This is a genomic window from Citrobacter sp. Cb004 (genome assembly GCF_030337065.1).
GTDB lineage: Bacteria > Pseudomonadota > Gammaproteobacteria > Enterobacterales > Enterobacteriaceae > Citrobacter > Citrobacter braakii.
The window spans coordinates 385,173-401,832 of sequence record NZ_JAOWCH010000066.1 but is presented as its reverse complement, the minus strand read 5'-3'; the positions used below and the strand labels follow the sequence as shown (position 1 = coordinate 401,832).

Here is a 16,660-nt window from a genome sequence, read left to right as displayed (position 1 = left end):
GGTAATGACTCCAACTTATTGATAGTGTTTTATGTTCAGATAATGCCCGATGACTTTGTCATGCAGCTCCACCGATTTTGAGAACGACAGCGACTTCCGTCCCAGCCGTGCCAGGTGCTGCCTCAGATTCAGGTTATGCCGCTCAATTCGCTGCGTATATCGCTTGCTGATTACGTGCAGCTTTCCCTTCAGGCGGGATTCATACAGCGGCCAGCCATCCGTCATCCATATCACCACGTCAAAGGGTGACAGCAGGCTCATAAGACGCCCCAGCGTCGCCATAGTGCGTTCACCGAATACGTGCGCAACAACCGTCTTCCGGAGCCTGTCATACGCGTAAAACAGCCAGCGCTGGCGCGATTTAGCCCCGACGTATCCCCACTGTTCGTCCATTTCCGCGCAGACGATGACGTCACTGCCCGGCTGTATGCGCGAGGTTACCGACTGCGGCCTGAGTTTTTTAAATGGCGGAAAATCGTGTTGAGGCCAACGCCCATAATGCGGGCGGTTGCCCGGCATCCAACGCCATTCATGGCCATATCAATGATTTTCTGGTGCGTACCGGGTTGAGAAGCGGTGTAAGTGAACTGCAGTTGCCATGTTTTACGGCAGTGAGAGCAGAGATAGCGCTGATGTCCGGCAGTGCTTTTGCCGTTACGCACCACCCCGTCAGTAGCTGAACAGGAGGGACAGCTGATAGAAACAGAAGCCACTGGAGCACCTCAAAAACACCATCATACACTAAATCAGTAAGTTGGCAGCATCACCCTCTCTTGTGAGACTCTTTTCGCAACGCTCAACACCTAACTTCATTATTTTCAATAAATTACCCGTTTTTAATCTGAATCGATGATGTGCTTATTTGTGATAATCATCATGTGAATGTGAAAGGCCCTCCTGAATAATATGTTCAATTAGCAAACAATCTGAACGGAGTTGATCCATGGCCGTCACCACAGGCGTTATCGCCGACGATTTTACCGGCGCAACGGACATTGCAAGCTTTATGGCGCAGCAGGGGTGGCGCGTCGCGCTTCTGCCCGGTATGCCCGATACCGCGCAATGCTGGAATGAAGAGGTTGACGCTATCGTCATCTCGCTGAAAAGCCGCTCATTACCCGCAGAACAGGCCGTCGCCCAATCCCTGTCCTGTGCCCGCTGGCTGAAACAAAATGCAGGTGTCCGCCAGATTTATTTTAAATATTGTTCGACGTTTGACTCCACGCCAACAGGCAATATTGGCCCGGTCAGCGATGCATTGATGAACGACCTGCAGGTTCCGCTGATCGTCCACTGCCCCGCTCTGCCGCAAAACGGACGCACGGTGGTGCATGGTCATCTTTTTGTACACGGTGTACTGCTTAACGAATCCGGGATGGAAAAGCATCCGCTCAATCCAATGATTGATGCCAGCCTGCCGCGCCTGCTGAGCGCGCAAACGCCAGGCGCGGTTGGTTGCATCAACCTCACGACCCTGCGTCAAGGTGTGGAAGCGGTCACTTACGCCCTGGCCCAACTTCAGGCTGAAGGTACGCGTCACGTTATCGTCGATACGCTGGATGAAGCAGATCTCAACACGCTGGCGCAAGCTCTCCATGCCAGCCCTCTGTTAGCCGGTGGCTCCGGGCTCGGCGGCGCGCTGGCCGCCTGCAGCGGAGGCCAGCAATCCATGCCGCCGGACTCTTTTCCACTGCCTGCCAAAACGGTGGTGTTCTCCGGTAGCTGTTCGGCAATGAGCAATCGTCAGGTTAATCGCTATAAGGCCGCGGCAGCGTCTCGTTTGCTTGATGTGTCCCGCTGCCTGTCTGATGCCGAACGCTACACCGATGAACTGAGCGCCTGGGCGATGACGCATATCAGCGACCCATTAGCGCCATTGATATACGCCACCCAGCCGCCAGACGTACTCAAACGTATTCAACAGGAGCACGGCGAACAGGCCGCCAGCCAGGCAATCGAACACGCTTTTGCCCGGCTGAGTTCAAAGCTACGAACTGCGGGTGTAAACACCTTTATCGTCGCGGGCGGAGAAACCTCCGGCACCGTTGTGGAAGCCTTGCAGGTGAAGCGTCTGTCCGTCGGCAAAGCCATTGCGCCAGGCGTACCGTGGGTATTTTCCTCCGGTCTGGCGCTGGCGCTGAAGTCAGGCAACTTTGGTGACGACGATTTCTTTTTTACTGCCCAGGAGTACGCATTATGAATTCGGTGAGTGAACACCAACTGCGCGAACTACTCGTCCACTATGGCCGTTCCCTGTTTATGCGCGGTTACAGCAGCGGCGGTTCCGGCAATCTTAGCGTCAAAATGCCGGATGGCGGCTATCTGGTGACCCCGACCAACTCTTGTCTGGGCGAGCTTGATCCTGCCACGCTAAGTCGGCTGGATGCCAACGGCGTTCATCTTAGCGGCGACAAACCCTCAAAAGAGGTGCCCATGCATCTGGCGTGGTATCGACATCGGCCATCCTGCGGCGCGGTCGTGCACCTGCATTCTCCATGGCTGACCGCGCTCTCCTGCCTGCCGTGCACCACGCCGAAAAACTGCCTGCCGCCGTTAACACCGTACTATGTGATGCGCGTCGGGCAATTACCGCTGCTGCCCTATTTCAAGCCTGGCCATGAAGGCATTGCCAGCGCACTGAGTGAAATCGCGGCAGACCATACGGCCGCGCTGCTGGCTAATCACGGGCCGGTAGTAAGCGGTCGCTCGCTGCGTGAGGCGGTGTTTAACGCCGAAGAACTGGAAGACAGCGCCCGCATCTGGCTGACGTTAAAACCGCTTGGCTATGTTCCGCTCTCAGAAGAAGCGGTGGCCGAACTTGAACATTCCCGGCAAGCGTGAGGTGACATAATGATCCCCGAGCAACGACGTGATTTTATCTACCGCTACGTGCACGAAAAAAATGCCGCCTCATTTAATGAACTGGCAGATTTGATGAGCGTGTCGCATATGACCGTGCGTCGCGACATCCAGTTGCTGGAAGAAGAAGGCAAAGTTATTGCCATTAACGGCGGAGTGAAGCTCAATAACCTGCTGAAATCCGAGCTGCCATGGCGGGAAAAAGCCGAGTTGAATCATGACGTGAAACGTAAAATGGGCCAGCTCGCCGCCATGCTCATTGAGCCCGGACAAACGCTGTATCTGGATGCCGGAACGTCGTTGTTTGAAGTGGCGAAAGCGGTCGCCGCCAGCCACTGTTTCAATCTGACGGTAGTAACCAACGATTTTTCCATCAGCCACTATCTGATGGATATGCCGCACATAACGCTCTATCACACCGGTGGTCTGGTGGATCAGCGTAACCGCTCATGCCTTGGAAAAAGCGCCGCCAGTTTTCTGCGCACCATTAATATTGACGTGGCGTTTCTGAGCTCCTCATCGTGGGATACCGAACGCGGCATGTCGACGCCGAGCGAAGGGAAAGCCTCGGTTAAAGAAGCGGTACTCACCGTTTCCCGGCGTCGGGTGCTGGTCTGCGACAGCAGTAAGTTTGGCAAATACGGCATGTTCCATATCTGTGGGCTGGAACAGTTAACCGACATTATTTCTGATAACCGGTTACCGGAAAACGCCCAGCAAACTCTTGCCAGCCAGGGCGTTAAGCTGCATCTGGTTGATAACCGGGAGGGTGCGCGCCATGCTGAAGTTAGCGGCTAACCTCGACTGGTTGTTTACAGATTTACCGATAGCGGCGCGATTTGCGGCGGCGCAGGCGGCTGGTTTTCGCGGCGTTGAAGGGCTATTTCTCTGGCAGCACCCGCTGGCGCATTTGCACGCTGCACAGCGGGAAACATCCCTGCCGGTGGTGCTGATGAACGCACCGGCGGGTAACTGGGCACAAGGTGAGCGGGGACTAGCCGCACAGCCCGGTCGAGACCAGGAATTTCACCATAGCCTCAACGTGGCGCGTGATTACGCCACGGCGCTGGGCTGTCGTCGGGTTCACGTTATGGCCGGTTCGCGCTGCGACGATCTGACGCTTCACGCTCAGCGCACTCTCCTGGCCAACCGGCTGCGTATCGCCTGCGATATGATGGCTGAAGCGGAAATCGATGTGCTGATTGAACCGTTAAATTCGCAGGATATGCCCGGTTATTTTATTGACAGCTTTCCGTTGGCCGAATCTATTATTCAAGAGGTTGGCAAGAAAAATATCGGTTTACAGTTTGATATTTACCACTGTCAGAAAATTCATGGCAATGTGGCAAAAAATATTGAACGCTACTTCACCTTAATTAAACATTTTCAAATTGCTTCTGTCCCCTATCGCCATGAACCGGGAACAGGTGAATTAAATGAAACATGGCTATTCGATTTTATTAGAAAAATGAATTACCAGGGCTGGATTGGCTGTGAATATCAACCATCAACATCAGGGCCCGACTCATTAAACTGGATAAAGCCTTACCTATAATTTAAATATCTCTGTACCGGAGGAAAATATGTCGGATACTGTTATTATTTCGCTGGCACCCGTTGCCGCGGATTGCCCCAGAGTTATACCCGCAGAACTGGCGCAGGAAATACTCGCCAGCGTAGAGCATGGCGCGTCCATCGTGCATTTACACGTTCGCGATAAACAGGGTCGCCTGACGCCGGATACCACCGATTTTCAGGCGACCATTGATAGCGTCATGCGCCATTCAGACCTGATTATTCAGGCATCTACCGGCGGCGTCTCTTCAATGTCCATCACCGAACGCTGCGCGCCACTCTCCTGTCCCGGCGTAGAGATGGCTTCGCTGAACGTCGGTTCCGTCAACCTCGGAGATGCGGTGTACTTTAATCCCGGTCCGGACGTGGAATATTGCTCCCGGCAAATTGTCGAGCACAATATTATTCCCGAGTTTGAAGTTTTTGAAATTGGCATGATTAATAACATCCTGAACCTTGAAGATAAAATAAAATTCCAAAAACCCATGCTCTTTAATATCGTCCTCGGCCATCGCGGCAGTACGCCAGCAACCATTGACGCTTTAATTGCTCTGCGTAGCATGATCCCGCGCGATGCCTTATGGGGTATTACTCATTTTGGCAGAAAGAATTTCGATATTATTGCCGCCGCCGTCGGCATGGGGGCCAGTGAAGTACGAATCGGCTTTGAGGATAGCTATTATTTAAGCGCTGAAGAAAAAGCACAGCATAATTACCAGCAGGTTGCCAAACTCGCCACGCTCATTCGCAGCATGGATAAAAAAGTCGCCACGCCAGAAATTGCGCGGCACATGTTATCTATTCCATCCCGGCAGCAATAACAACAGCAAGGACATTTCAACATGACTATGACCACTGTTATTCACAAAACCGGACTCGGCGTCAGCGTTGCGGGCGCGGCGCTGGCGATTATCGGTGCGCTAATCCAGTCCGCGGCGCTCTGGCAGCCCGGGCTGGTGATGTTCACCGCCGGATTCGCCGCCGGTGCAGGCTACTGGCCGGGTCTACGCAGCTATCAATTTACGCTATGGATCATCGCCGGATTTGTCGCCGCCATGACCTGGTCTACGGATCTGATCGTCTGGGGCGGTTTCAATATCACCCATAAATGGATCGTATTCCTCGTCATTCAGGCCACCATGTTTAGCATGGGCACTAAGCTAACGATCCAGGATTTTATTGACGTCGCCAAAATGCCGTGGGCGGTGTTTATTGGCACCTTCTGTCACTTCGTTATCATGCCTCTGCTCGGCCTGAGCATTACGCTTATCTTTAACTTTCCGCCTGAGGTGGCGGTCGGGATTCTGCTGATTGGCGCCTGCCCAAGCGGACTCTCCTCTACCGTCATGGTCTATATCGCGAACGCCAACCTGGCGCTGGCGGTCTCGATCGCCGCAGTCTCAACGCTGGCGGCGACGGTGATGACGCCGCTGTGGGTTAATCTGCTGGCGGGGTCGATGATCGATATCCAGCTCACCGCAATGGTAATGGATGTGGTGAAAATCGTATTGATCCCCATCGGCGCGGCAATTCTGCATGACTATCTGAAAACCTATGCGGGCGTGCGCGGACGCCGTGTCGTCCAGATGCTGGCCGGGATCGGCGCTCTTTGGTTGCTGTATATGATTGCTGGCGGCTGGGACGCGCTGTTTGGTCACGCCAGCGCCGACGCGCAAATGTACGCGGTGGTGCTCAACTTCGTGGCAGGCGGTCTCGTCTGGGCATTGTTCTACAACTGGCTGTATGGCCGCGTGGCGGGCGTGAAGAAAATCATGCCGACCATCTCAATGATGGGGATCATTTTCTTTACGACCACCGCAGCCGCAGCCGGGCGCGAGAACCTGGTGCAGGTCGGCTTCCTGCTCTGCTTCGCCATGTTGATGCATAACCTCGGCGGCTTCCTGATTGGCTATCTGATGAGCCGCTGGATCTTCCGCATGGACGTACAGTCTGCCCGCACCGTAGCCTTTGAAGTCGGCCTGCAAAACGGCGGCATGGCGTCCGGGCTTGCCGCAGCGATGGGCAAACTGGCAACGGTTGGCCTGGCCTCGGCGGTGATGACTCCACTTGGCAACGTCAGCGGCTCGCTGCTCGCGAACTACTGGCGCAAGAAAGACGCCAGACAGGCGCAGGCCGCCGCAGCCAAAGATCCCGTTCAACCCGCTTGCGAAAATCTGTCAAAAGGATAATCACGATGACAACTCTCACTCTGGGGCATGCCCTGCGCGCCGTGGCCTCTGCGCTCGACCTCGCCGAAACATGTTACGCAAAACGTCCGTTAAGCGTAGCCGTATGCGACGCCAATGGAGAACTAATCAGCTTTGCGCGGATGGATAACGCCAAACTGTTAACCATCGAGTTAACCCAGCGCAAAGCACGCACCAGTAGCCGCCTGGGCTGTACCACGCAGGCATTTTTACAGCGCCTGCAGAAAGAGCAACTGGATATTGGTTATTTTGCCGACCCGCTGTTTACGGCGCTGCCGGGCGGGATCCCGATTCTGCACCAAGGAAAATGCCTTGGGGCCGTCGCGGTAGGCGGTTTATCCGCGCAGGAAGATCATGATGCGGCGCTGGCCGTCGCGGAAACGTTACTTAAGGAGATTGCCCAATGAAAAAGGTCGCCATGCTGCATACCAGTGCCGCCACGCTTACGATGATGCAACAGCTGATTGCCGACATCATGCCGGATGTGGAAGTCATGCACCTGGTAGAAGAATCCATGATCAAGCAGGTAATGAAGGCCCAGGGCGTGACGCCCAATATTGCCGCCCGCATCGCCGACTATGTGCATATTGCCGAAAAAGCGGACTGCGATATCTTTATTACCGCCTGCTCCTCAATTGGTACTGCGGTGGAGCAATGCCAGTTTATGACCCCACTGCAGCTCGCGCGCATTGACTGCGCAATGGTGGAAGAGGCGATTGAAAAAGGTGAGCGGATCGCCGTACTGGCGACCGTGGCAACCACGCTGAAGCCAACGCTGGATTACGTACAGCGCAAAGTGCAGCAGAGCGGTAAATCGCGAACCATCACGCCTATATTAATGGAGGAGGCATTCCACGCGCTGCTGGCGGGAGACATGGATACTCATGACCGTATCGTCAGTGAAGGGTTACAGAGCGCCTTTACCCAGGCAGATGTTGTGATGCTGGCGCAAGCCTCGATGGCGCGCGTTTTACAGCAGCTCCCTTCCCCGCCGGTGCCGGTAATGACCTCGCCGGAAAGCGGAATTCGCTGGTTGAAAACACTGGCATCATCCTGATAGCGGCCGGTCAGCGCCAGCATAAGATTGCTGGCGCTGACTCATCACTTCTTTCAGGCCAGTTTCAGACTAAACGTCCGCGACTGCCCTGGCCGAAACTCGCCGTTAATCCCCTTCGCATCGCTCTGCTCGCCAGCGGGTATTTCATCCATACCGGTTTCGCGGCAATGCATTACGCTTTGGCTAAACGACACGGCGGCATCGCAGGTGACGCTGTCAGAGGGATTAAATAAACGCAGGATGATTTCATCTCTGTCCTCTGCTTTTTTTAACGCGCTAAGCTGACAGCCGACCGGTGACATACTCAACAGGCTGTAGCTATCGGGAACAGTAAACGCTGCTTTGTTGAGCTTCATCGCATCCCACGGGATTTTGTTATAACACTGGACGGGCGTCAGCCAGGCACGCGCCTGCTGAGCCAGGCCAACGTTAAGCGGCGTCCCGCTATAACTAAACAGGCAAAAGCGCCCGTGCAGCACGCCCCGCATCTGGGAATCCGGTACCGCCATTTTTATGCCTGACGGCCTGCCGGGACGTAATAAGAGATCCTCTTTTCCGAGTAAGCCGACGCCACGGAGCAGCGTCAGAGCAAACGTTTTTTTCTCCTCACCCACTACCTCAAATTCGCGCAATCCTTCGCTAAACACCGCGAGTCCATGACGCCCCTCCTGCAGCGCGGCGTAGTTGAGCAGATTCCAGACCGGCACCGGCGCTTCTTTCCATCCCTCAGCCTGCCAGTTGGCCATCGCTTCATCGTGAACAGGCCGCAGCAGCGAACCAAACTGGGTATCAGCCAACACGTCATTAGTGTGAAATGGCGTGGGGATAAGCACCCGAACTCGGTGATCGTCAGCCTGATTGTTAATGCGAATATCAACCTCAATCCGCCGGCTGTTATGGCTCAGCGTAACACCTATTTCGATGCTAACTTCACCATTGCGCTGACGTGACGCGCGCGCCTCCAGATCCGCCGGAACCGCCATCCGATAGCGAATGATTGCCCGGTCTTGCCATCCCTCGCGGATAATTTCATGCTCAAACGCAACGCCCGCAGACGTGAGGCGCCAATCCTCGCGCGAGGGGGAGTAATCGTACTCATCCCCGTCGTCGGCGCTTTCTTCAATCTCCAGTACGCGTTGATAAACAATCCCTGAATCCTTATCGCGTAGCTGTAGCGTTCCATCGTTATTGAGATCGATCAGCCAGAACGCGTTCTCCAACAGTGCCTGGGTCGCCGGAGCGGGTATCGCCTGACGGCCAGCAACATGCGGTTCGATATACAGCGTGCAGTACCCCATCGAAGGTAGAATCTGGTTGAGCTGAATATCAAACTCCATAAACGGCTCGTAGTTGCCGTAATGGACGATTTGCCGGTCGATAAGACCAGGATCAAGCTCGCGCACGCCACGAATAAAATAAGGGATTTCATTTCCTCTGCCATCAAGCAGGCGGAACTGGCTGGCGCGAAGACGTACGGTCGTATTGATCACCGCCTCACGCGGCCAGGGCATCAGGTTGAACATCACCAGCTTGTCTTCTTCACTGTGCGCCATGTTGTCAGTGATTTTACGCAGGTAAAAACGAATCAAATTGTCGGCCATATCTTCGGCCAGCACGAAGCGTGAAACGATTTCACGATGCACTTTATCGCTACAGCAACAGCCGATGCTGTCGTGGGCATGATTCTTTAAAATCTCTTTCCACATTTTCTCCAGCAGACCGTGGTGATATTCAAAACCTAAACTCCAGGCCAGCGTGGCGAGCGGTTCCAGCAGGTTAACGATTTTATTCTCAATACGCGCATGGATAATTTTGATATCCATTCGTGTGGAGCCAATCGTACGATGCACGCGCATATATTTACCGTCGATAAACTCGCCGTGCAGGGTAGCCAACGTCTCCCGATGCGCTTCGATATGAGCAAAAACCTCCTCGAAGCGGCTCATGACAAATTTTCGCTGCGGGTAGATTTCACGCAGTTTATCCATCACCGCAAAGATGTTTTGCTGTAACGGCATCTGGTCATGCCCGTTGGGTAATAGGATTTCTTTAGTCACCGAGGCGTTCTCCAGCACCTCGAAGTAGCCGTCAAGTCGCTTACGCAGCCCGGCCTCATCCTCGGGTAAGTACTTACCAATCGCATAGCCCAGCGGCAACACCTGTGTCGTGACCTGGCTACCGTCAGCGCTTTGCCATAAAAATTCGGTTTTATCGGTGCCATGACGTTCAGAGCACCCACGCCAGAACAGAGCCCGGTTGATACCAAAACCATTATAAATATGCGGCATCTGCCCGGACATCCCAAATGAATCAGGTAGATAACCTATCTTCATCGGTTCGCCAAAGGCCATACAACCGCGGATGCCGTACATCAGATTGCGGACAATTGACTCACCGGAAACGAGGGTCGTATCCGTTTGCGTGTACCAGGGGCCGATAATAAGCTTCCCGGCCTGCACCAGCGCTTTAACCCGCTGCCGGTTTTCAGGTTTCACCGCAAAATAGTCTTCCAGCACCGCCGTTTGACCATCCAGCACGTAATATTTGTACTCTGCATCCTGCTCAAGGCGAGTCAGGATCTCTTCCATATTGTTAACCAGCAAAATACGCGACTCTTCGGTGGTGAAGTACCACTCACGGTCCCAGTGCATATGCGGCGTAATGTGAACGCGAGATACTGCTTTCATCGTCATTTCCTGTTGAGTAAGTGCTTACGGCATCACGCTATCGGTGACGAATTTCCCCTGTTTAACCGCTTGACGACGCCAGAGCAGTAAAATCGCCGTGGAGATAATCGTCCCAATCAGCGCGGCGCCAAACCAGCCCGCGGCGGCCATCACCGCGCTTAGGTCTGCGGGGATAAGTAAAAAGAGCGAGAAAATCCCGGCACCTGGGGTCGAAAGCCCAATCCCCATGGCCCCAACGATGGCTCCGGTCGCCATCGACCCCATCACTAAAGAGCCAATCACCCGAATCGGGTCCTCAATCGCCAGCGGAATCGCGCCTTCGGTAATCCCGGCAAGGCCGAGCAGCCAGGTGGATTTACCGGTCTCAATCTCAAACTGTTTGAACAGGCGTGGCGCCAGCATGGTTGAAGCGGTGACGGTGAAAGCAGAAACCATTTTTACCGAAGCGAAAATGGCGTAGGGACCGAATACGCCGTTGGCCATCGCGCCCAAACAAAAGGCATACGCCGCCTTATTGACCGGACCACCAAGATCAAACGAACACATAAAGCCCAGGATCATACCGAGCAGTAGCGCGTTGGTGCCTGATAACCCATTTAGCCAGGCCGTCAGCGAGGTATTGATCCAGGCGACAGGCTCGCCAATCACAAACAACATCAGGCTACCCGCGCCCAACGTGCCAATCACCGGATAGAGGTAGAACGTTAAAAAGCCATTGAATTTGCTGCTTAATCGCAGATGCTGTTTCACCCAACGCATGAGATAACCGGCAATCAGGCCACCGGCAACACCGCCAAGAAAACCCGAGCCGATTAAGTTCGCCGCCAGACCCGCCGCAAAGCCTGGAGCCAGCGCTGGTTTATCCGCCAGTGAATAAGCGGTATAGGCCGACAGTACCGGAACCATCAGCGTGCCCAGCATCCCGCCGCCGAGTTGGCGATACATCCACAGCCAGGACTTCTCTAAGCTGTACACATCCTGTAGGCCGAAAATCTGTGCAATCAATACCGCCACCGCCAGTACCGTCCCTCCGGCGACGATTAACGGCACGGCAAACGAAATTCCGCTCAGCAGTGCTTGTTTCAGGTCGGTTTTCAGCCCCTTTTTCACCTCTGTCTGTGGCTGAGAAACACGCTGGCTTTGCAGAGGCTCCAGCGCTAACGCCTGTTCAATCAGCGCTTTTGCGTGGCGCAACGGTTCGGCAACCGGAACGGAGATCGCCGGGATACCGTTGAAACGTTCACTTTCTTTAATAGCGACCTCTGCGGCGAAAATGCAGGCGCGCGCATCATTCAGTTGTTGAGCCGTTAAGCGGTCTTCAATGCCATTGGCACCCTGTTTTTCCACCACCACGTTAACGCCCATTTGTCGGCCGGCTTTCTCCAGATACTCAGCCGCCATATAGGTATGCGCAATGCCCGCCGGACATGCGGTAACGCAAACAATCGTTGGCGCATCCGCCGTCGCCACTGCGGCCTGCGGCGGTGTTTCGACCACTAACGCCGCCAGCACCGCTTCGGCGCTGGTCGCCGCCATCACGCGAGCACGCAGACCCTCATCCGCAAGGCAGGTGGTCAGTTCGGTCAGGATTTGGATATGAGTTGAACCGGCTTCATCTGGCGGGATCGCCAGCAAAAAAATAAGTTCAACAGACTCCGGGCCATCAATACCTTCCCAGTCCATCGGTTCACTCAGCGTCGCCACCGCGAAAGCCGCCTCTTTCACGGCCGACGATTTACCGTGCGGTACCGCCAATCCTTCGCCAAGCGCCGTAGGTCCCAGCGATTCGCGGTGAAAAACTTCCGCCAGATAAGCGTCGGCATCGGTGATTTTGCCTAATTCGGTCAGCCGCTGCGTAAGTTGGCGAATGGCATCGTCACGATCGGTAAATCTCGCCTGCACACAGACTGCGCGAGGGTGGGACAGTATTGTCAAATTCATCATGGTCCTCAGAGGATTGTCATTATTATGTGCCGCGATTGTCGCAGACAAAACAATACCTTTGCGTGATCAATTTCACTAACGAGACAATATTTGTATTTAATTTGTATTATTTACTATTGATAAAATGTACGCATAATTTGTCTTGAATATCTGACTTTATTGCCGACAAAAGCGAAAAGAGATGAGCAAAAAACCGATGTACCGCCAGATAGCCGACGTTCTGCGCGAACAAGTTGCAAAAGGTGAATTAAAACCAGGTGATGCACTTCCCACAGAATCTACGCTACAGAGCCGTTTCGAGGTCAGCCGCGTGACCATCAGGCAAGCACTCAAGCTGCTGACGGAACAGAATATTATCGAGAGCATTCAGGGCAGCGGTTGGTATGTGAAAGAGGAGCGCGTCAATTACGACATTTATCAGCTCACCAGTTTTTATGAGAAGCTTGCCGACCGTCAGGTTGAAACGCACAGCGAAGTGAAGGTCTTTGAGGTCATTCCAGCAGGAGAGATGCTGGCCGAGTGGCTACAGCTGGCGGCTGAAGATAAAGTCTGGCATGTAAAACGGGTTCGTTTTATTAAGCAGAAAGCCGTTACCCTCGAAGAGACATGGATGCCGCTCGCCCTCTTTCCCGATCTCACCTGGGAGGTGATGGAAAATTCTAAATATCACTATATAGAACAGATCAAAAAGATGGTTATCGATCGCAGCGAGCAGGAACTGATCCCGATTATTCCGGATGAGGATACTGTAGAAATGCTGGGCATGCCGCAGGGGAAACCGGTGCTGGAGAAAATCTCTCGCGGGTTTCTGCTCGATGGACGCATTTTTGAATACAGCCGCAACACCTTCAAAAGCGACGATTATAAATTTACGCTGGTGGCAAAACGACGCCATTAAAAAAGGCCATCATCAGATGGCCAACCATGTCGAAACGGGAGCAGCCCTTGACTATGCAGAGAGTCAGGGCTGTTTTTTTTCTTACTTAATCACTGTTTTCAGCGCTTCGCCGATATCGGCCAGGCTACGAACGGTTTTCACGCCAGCGGCTTCCAGCGCAGCGAATTTCTCATCTGCCGTACCTTTACCACCTGCGATGATCGCACCAGCATGACCCATACGTTTACCTTTCGGCGCAGTCACACCCGCGATGTAACCCACAACCGGCTTGGTCACATGATCTTTAATGTACGCCGCCGCTTCTTCTTCCGCGCTACCGCCGATCTCACCGATCATGACGATCGCTTCGGTCTGCGGATCTTCCTGGAACAGCTTCAGGATATCGATGAAGTTAGAGCCTGGGATCGGGTCGCCGCCGATACCCACACAGGTAGACTGACCAAAACCGTAGTCGGTGGTCTGCTTAACCGCTTCATAGGTCAGCGTACCGGAACGAGAAACGATACCGACTTTACCAGGCTTGTGAATATGGCCCGGCATGATGCCGATTTTACATTCGCCAGGGGTGATAACACCTGGGCAGTTCGGGCCAATCATGCGTACGCCAGCTTCATCCAGCTTCACTTTCACAGTCAGCATATCCAGCGTTGGGATACCTTCGGTGATGGTGATGATAAGCTTGATGCCAGCATCAATAGCTTCCAGGATGGAGTCTTTGCAGAACGGAGCCGGAACGTAGATAACGGTGGCGGTTGCGCCGGTCGCTTCTACTGCTTCACGTACGGTGTTGAACACCGGCAGACCCAGATGCGTGGTGCCGCCTTTGCCCGGCGTAACACCGCCGACCATTTGCGTACCGTAAGCAATCGCTTGTTCAGAGTGGAATGTCCCCTGGCTACCGGTGAAGCCCTGGCAGATAACCTTGGTATCTTTATTAATTAAAACTGACATTATTTCCCCTCCACTGCGGCAACAACCTGCTGAGCTGCATCCGTCAGACTTTTCGCTGCAATAATATTCAGGCCGCTATCAGCCAATTTTTTCGCGCCGAGTTCAGCGTTGTTACCTTCAAGACGTACCACGACCGGAACGTTAACGCCCACTTCTGCTACCGCGCCGATGATACCGTCCGCGATCAGGTCGCAGCGTACGATACCGCCGAAGATGTTAACCAGTACGGCTTTAACATTGTCGTCAGAGAGGATAATTTTGAACGCTTCAGTTACACGCTCTTTGGTCGCACCGCCGCCGACGTCGAGGAAGTTAGCCGGTTCGCCGCCGTGCAGTTTAACGATGTCCATGGTGCCCATTGCCAGGCCCGCGCCGTTAACCATACAACCGATGTTGCCGTCCAGAGCGACGTAGTTCAGTTCCCACTGTGCAGCCTGTGCTTCACGCGGATCTTCCTGAGACTGATCGCGCATTTCACGCAGGTCAGCCTGGCGGAACAGCGCGTTGCCGTCAGCGCCCAGTTTGCCGTCGAGGCAGATCAGATCCCCCTGCTTGGTCACCACCAGCGGGTTGATTTCGATCAGCGCCAGATCGCGCTCAAGGAAGATAGTCGCCAGACCCATGAAGATCTTGGTGAACTGCTGAACCTGTTTACCTTCCAGACCCAGTTTGAACGCCAGTTCACGACCCTGATAAGGCATCGGACCGGCCAGCGGATCGAGCGCTACTTTGTGGATCAGGTGCGGCGTTTCTTCCGCCACTTTTTCAATTTCCACGCCGCCTTCGGTAGAGGCCATGAAGACCACACGACGGGAACTACGGTCAACAACTGCACCGAGGTAAAGTTCTTTACCAATGTCGGTCGCTGCTTCAACCAGAATCTGATTTACCGGTTGACCATGGGCGTCTGTCTGGTAAGTGACCAGACGTTTACCCAGCCAGTGTTCAGCAAAAGCGCGAATGTCTTCTTTGCTGTTCACAACCTTCACACCGCCCGCTTTACCACGGCCACCAGCGTGAACCTGACATTTCACTACCCACGGGCCTGCGCCGATTTTAGATGCAGCTTCTTCAGCTTCACGCGGAGTAGTACAGGCATATCCCACCGGTGCCGGTAAGCCATAGCGGGCAAAAAGTTGTTTTGCCTGATATTCATGTAAGTTCATGTGTTCTGTCCATCCTTCAGGTAATCGTTATCTTTTACCCGTAGGCCTGATAAGCCTCCAGACCTACGGGGCAGGTGATACTCTTATTTACTACACGTCCAGCAGCAGACGCGTCGGATCTTCCAGCAACTCTTTAATGGTTACCAGGAAGCCTACTGACTCACGACCATCGATCAAACGGTGGTCATAAGACAGCGCCAGATACATCATCGGCAGGATTTCAACCTTACCGTCTACGGCCATCGGACGATCTTTGATGGCATGCATACCCAGGATGGCGCTCTGCGGTGGGTTGATGATCGGGGTAGACATCAGGGAACCGAACACGCCACCGTTAGTGATGGTGAAGTTACCGCCCGTCAGATCGTCGACCGTCAGCTTGCCGTCGCGACCTTTAACTGCCAACTCTTTAATATTTTTCTCGATGTCAGCCATACCCAGCAGATCCACATCACGCAGGACCGGCGTGACCAGGCCACGCGGCGTGGAGACCGCCATGCTGACATCAAAGTAGTTGTGGTAAACCACGTCATCACCGTCGATGGACGCGTTCACTTCCGGATAGCGTTTCAGCGCTTCAACAACCGCTTTCACGTAGAAAGACATAAAGCCCAGACGGATACCGTGACGTTTCTCGAACGCATCACCGTACTGCTTACGCAGATCCATGATTGGCTTCATGTTGACTTCGTTGAACGTGGTCAGCATGGCGGTGGAGTTTTTCGCTTCCAACAGACGCTCAGCTACGCGTTTGCGTAGACGGGTCATCGGAACACGTTTTTCGCCACGAGCGCCCAGTTGAGCCTGTGGTGCAGGCGCGGCGGCCGGCGCTTTGGCTTCTGCTTTCGCAGCCGGTGCTTTGGCCAGATGCTTTTCAACATCTTCACGCGTGATACGACCACCGACGCCGGTGCCATTGATGGCGCTGGCTTCGAGGTTATGCTCACCCAGCAGGCGACGGATCGCCGGGCTCAGGGCATCGTTGTTCTGTTCAGCAAGAGACGCCTGCTGGCGTTGTGCCGGAGTAGAATCTTTCTCTTCAGACTTGGCGCTGGTCTCTTTGCCAGAGCTGTTGCCTTCACGCAGGCGACCGAGGATCTGGCGAGAAGTGACGGTTGTCCCTTCATCTTCCAGAACCGCATCAAGAATACCGTCCGCTGATGCCGGTACTTCCAGTACCACTTTGTCAGTTTCGATTTCTACCAGTACTTCATCACGACGTACTGCATCGCCCGGTTTTTTGTGCCAGGTTGCAACCGTTGCATCCGCTACGGATTCAGGCAGGTCGGGAACAAGAATATCTACGCTACTCATTA

15 protein-coding genes are annotated in these 16,660 nt (G+C 54.1%); 9 read left to right on the top strand and 6 right to left on the bottom strand.

Annotated features, from left to right (window positions below; all coding sequences use genetic code 11):
* Nucleotides 1-15: 15 nt before the first annotated feature.
* Nucleotides 16-713 (bottom strand): IS1-like element IS1B family transposase gene (locus OGV65_RS19120; protein ID WP_095033700.1). Its coding sequence is split into 2 segments (ribosomal slippage): nt 16-464 and nt 464-713, totalling 699 coding nucleotides; the frame shifts between segments, so codons are not numbered across the junction.
* Nucleotides 714-943: 230 nt separating this feature from the next.
* Between OGV65_RS19120 and otnK the strand changes: the two genes are divergently transcribed.
* From otnK to OGV65_RS19080, 8 genes are read left to right on the top strand one after another with little or no spacing between them, the layout of a single operon-like run.
* Complete coding sequence (gene otnK / locus OGV65_RS19115; protein WP_286455335.1) at nt 944-2,200, top strand: 3-oxo-tetronate kinase; 1,257 nt, start codon at nt 944-946, stop codon at nt 2,198-2,200.
* Nucleotides 2,197-2,841 carry a 3-oxo-tetronate 4-phosphate decarboxylase gene (gene otnC, locus OGV65_RS19110; RefSeq protein ID WP_016152294.1) on the top strand — a complete coding sequence of 215 codons (645 nt, stop codon included), beginning with the start codon at nt 2,197-2,199 and terminating at the stop codon, nt 2,839-2,841. The genes otnK and otnC overlap by 4 nt, the downstream gene beginning before the upstream one ends.
* Nucleotides 2,842-2,850: 9 nt before the next feature.
* The gene (locus tag OGV65_RS19105) at nt 2,851-3,657 is read left to right on the top strand and encodes a DeoR/GlpR family DNA-binding transcription regulator (protein WP_046274719.1); all 807 of its coding nucleotides are present in this window, start codon (nt 2,851-2,853) and stop codon (nt 3,655-3,657) included.
* A complete protein-coding gene (locus OGV65_RS19100; protein ID WP_141874984.1) occupies nt 3,638-4,414 on the top strand; it encodes a hydroxypyruvate isomerase family protein in 777 nt (258 codons plus the stop codon). The genes OGV65_RS19105 and OGV65_RS19100 overlap by 20 nt, the downstream gene beginning before the upstream one ends.
* Nucleotides 4,415-4,442: 28 nt before the next feature.
* Nucleotides 4,443-5,255: a beta-keto acid cleavage family enzyme gene (locus tag OGV65_RS19095; RefSeq protein ID WP_141874983.1), complete on the top strand. Its 813-nt coding sequence runs from the start codon at nt 4,443-4,445 to the stop codon at nt 5,253-5,255.
* Nucleotides 5,256-5,276: 21 nt separating this feature from the next.
* The gene (locus tag OGV65_RS19090) at nt 5,277-6,623 is read left to right on the top strand and encodes a bile acid:sodium symporter family protein (protein WP_016156006.1); all 1,347 of its coding nucleotides are present in this window, start codon (nt 5,277-5,279) and stop codon (nt 6,621-6,623) included.
* A gap of 5 nt (nt 6,624-6,628) precedes the next feature.
* Nucleotides 6,629-7,048, top strand: coding sequence for a GlcG/HbpS family heme-binding protein (locus OGV65_RS19085; protein ID WP_019076297.1), 420 nt, complete (start codon nt 6,629-6,631; stop codon nt 7,046-7,048).
* Entirely contained in the window at nt 7,045-7,698 is a 654-nt protein-coding gene (locus tag OGV65_RS19080) for an aspartate/glutamate racemase family protein (RefSeq protein ID WP_016152288.1), read from the top strand. The genes OGV65_RS19085 and OGV65_RS19080 overlap by 4 nt, the downstream gene beginning before the upstream one ends.
* Before the next feature lie 53 nt (nt 7,699-7,751).
* On the opposite strand, the gene mngB is transcribed toward OGV65_RS19080, so the two are convergent.
* Nucleotides 7,752-10,385, bottom strand: coding sequence for a mannosylglycerate hydrolase (gene mngB, locus OGV65_RS19075; protein ID WP_286455334.1), 2,634 nt, complete (start codon nt 10,383-10,385; stop codon nt 7,752-7,754).
* A 24-nt stretch (nt 10,386-10,409) separates the two neighbouring features.
* Nucleotides 10,410-12,326, bottom strand: coding sequence for a PTS 2-O-a-mannosyl-D-glycerate transporter subunit IIABC (gene mngA / locus OGV65_RS19070; protein WP_286455333.1), 1,917 nt, complete (start codon nt 12,324-12,326; stop codon nt 10,410-10,412).
* A gap of 184 nt (nt 12,327-12,510) precedes the next feature.
* Between mngA and OGV65_RS19065 the strand changes: the two genes are divergently transcribed.
* Nucleotides 12,511-13,227 carry a GntR family transcriptional regulator gene (locus OGV65_RS19065; RefSeq protein ID WP_286455332.1) on the top strand — a complete coding sequence of 239 codons (717 nt, stop codon included), beginning with the start codon at nt 12,511-12,513 and terminating at the stop codon, nt 13,225-13,227.
* An 81-nt stretch (nt 13,228-13,308) separates the two neighbouring features.
* On the opposite strand, the gene sucD is transcribed toward OGV65_RS19065, so the two are convergent.
* The 3 genes from sucD to odhB form a co-directional block, all read right to left on the bottom strand.
* Nucleotides 13,309-14,178, bottom strand: a complete 870-nt coding sequence (gene sucD / locus OGV65_RS19060) for a succinate--CoA ligase subunit alpha (protein ID WP_003022929.1) — start codon at nt 14,176-14,178, stop codon at nt 13,309-13,311.
* Nucleotides 14,178-15,344 (bottom strand): ADP-forming succinate--CoA ligase subunit beta, encoded by a 1,167-nt coding sequence (gene sucC / locus OGV65_RS19055; RefSeq protein WP_003022927.1) that lies wholly within the window; start codon nt 15,342-15,344, stop codon nt 14,178-14,180. Before sucC ends, sucD begins: the two co-directional genes overlap by 1 nt.
* A 90-nt stretch (nt 15,345-15,434) precedes the next feature.
* Complete coding sequence (gene odhB / locus OGV65_RS19050; protein ID WP_016156001.1) at nt 15,435-16,658, bottom strand: 2-oxoglutarate dehydrogenase complex dihydrolipoyllysine-residue succinyltransferase; 1,224 nt, start codon at nt 16,656-16,658, stop codon at nt 15,435-15,437.
* Between the last annotated feature and the right edge of the window lie 2 nt (nt 16,659-16,660).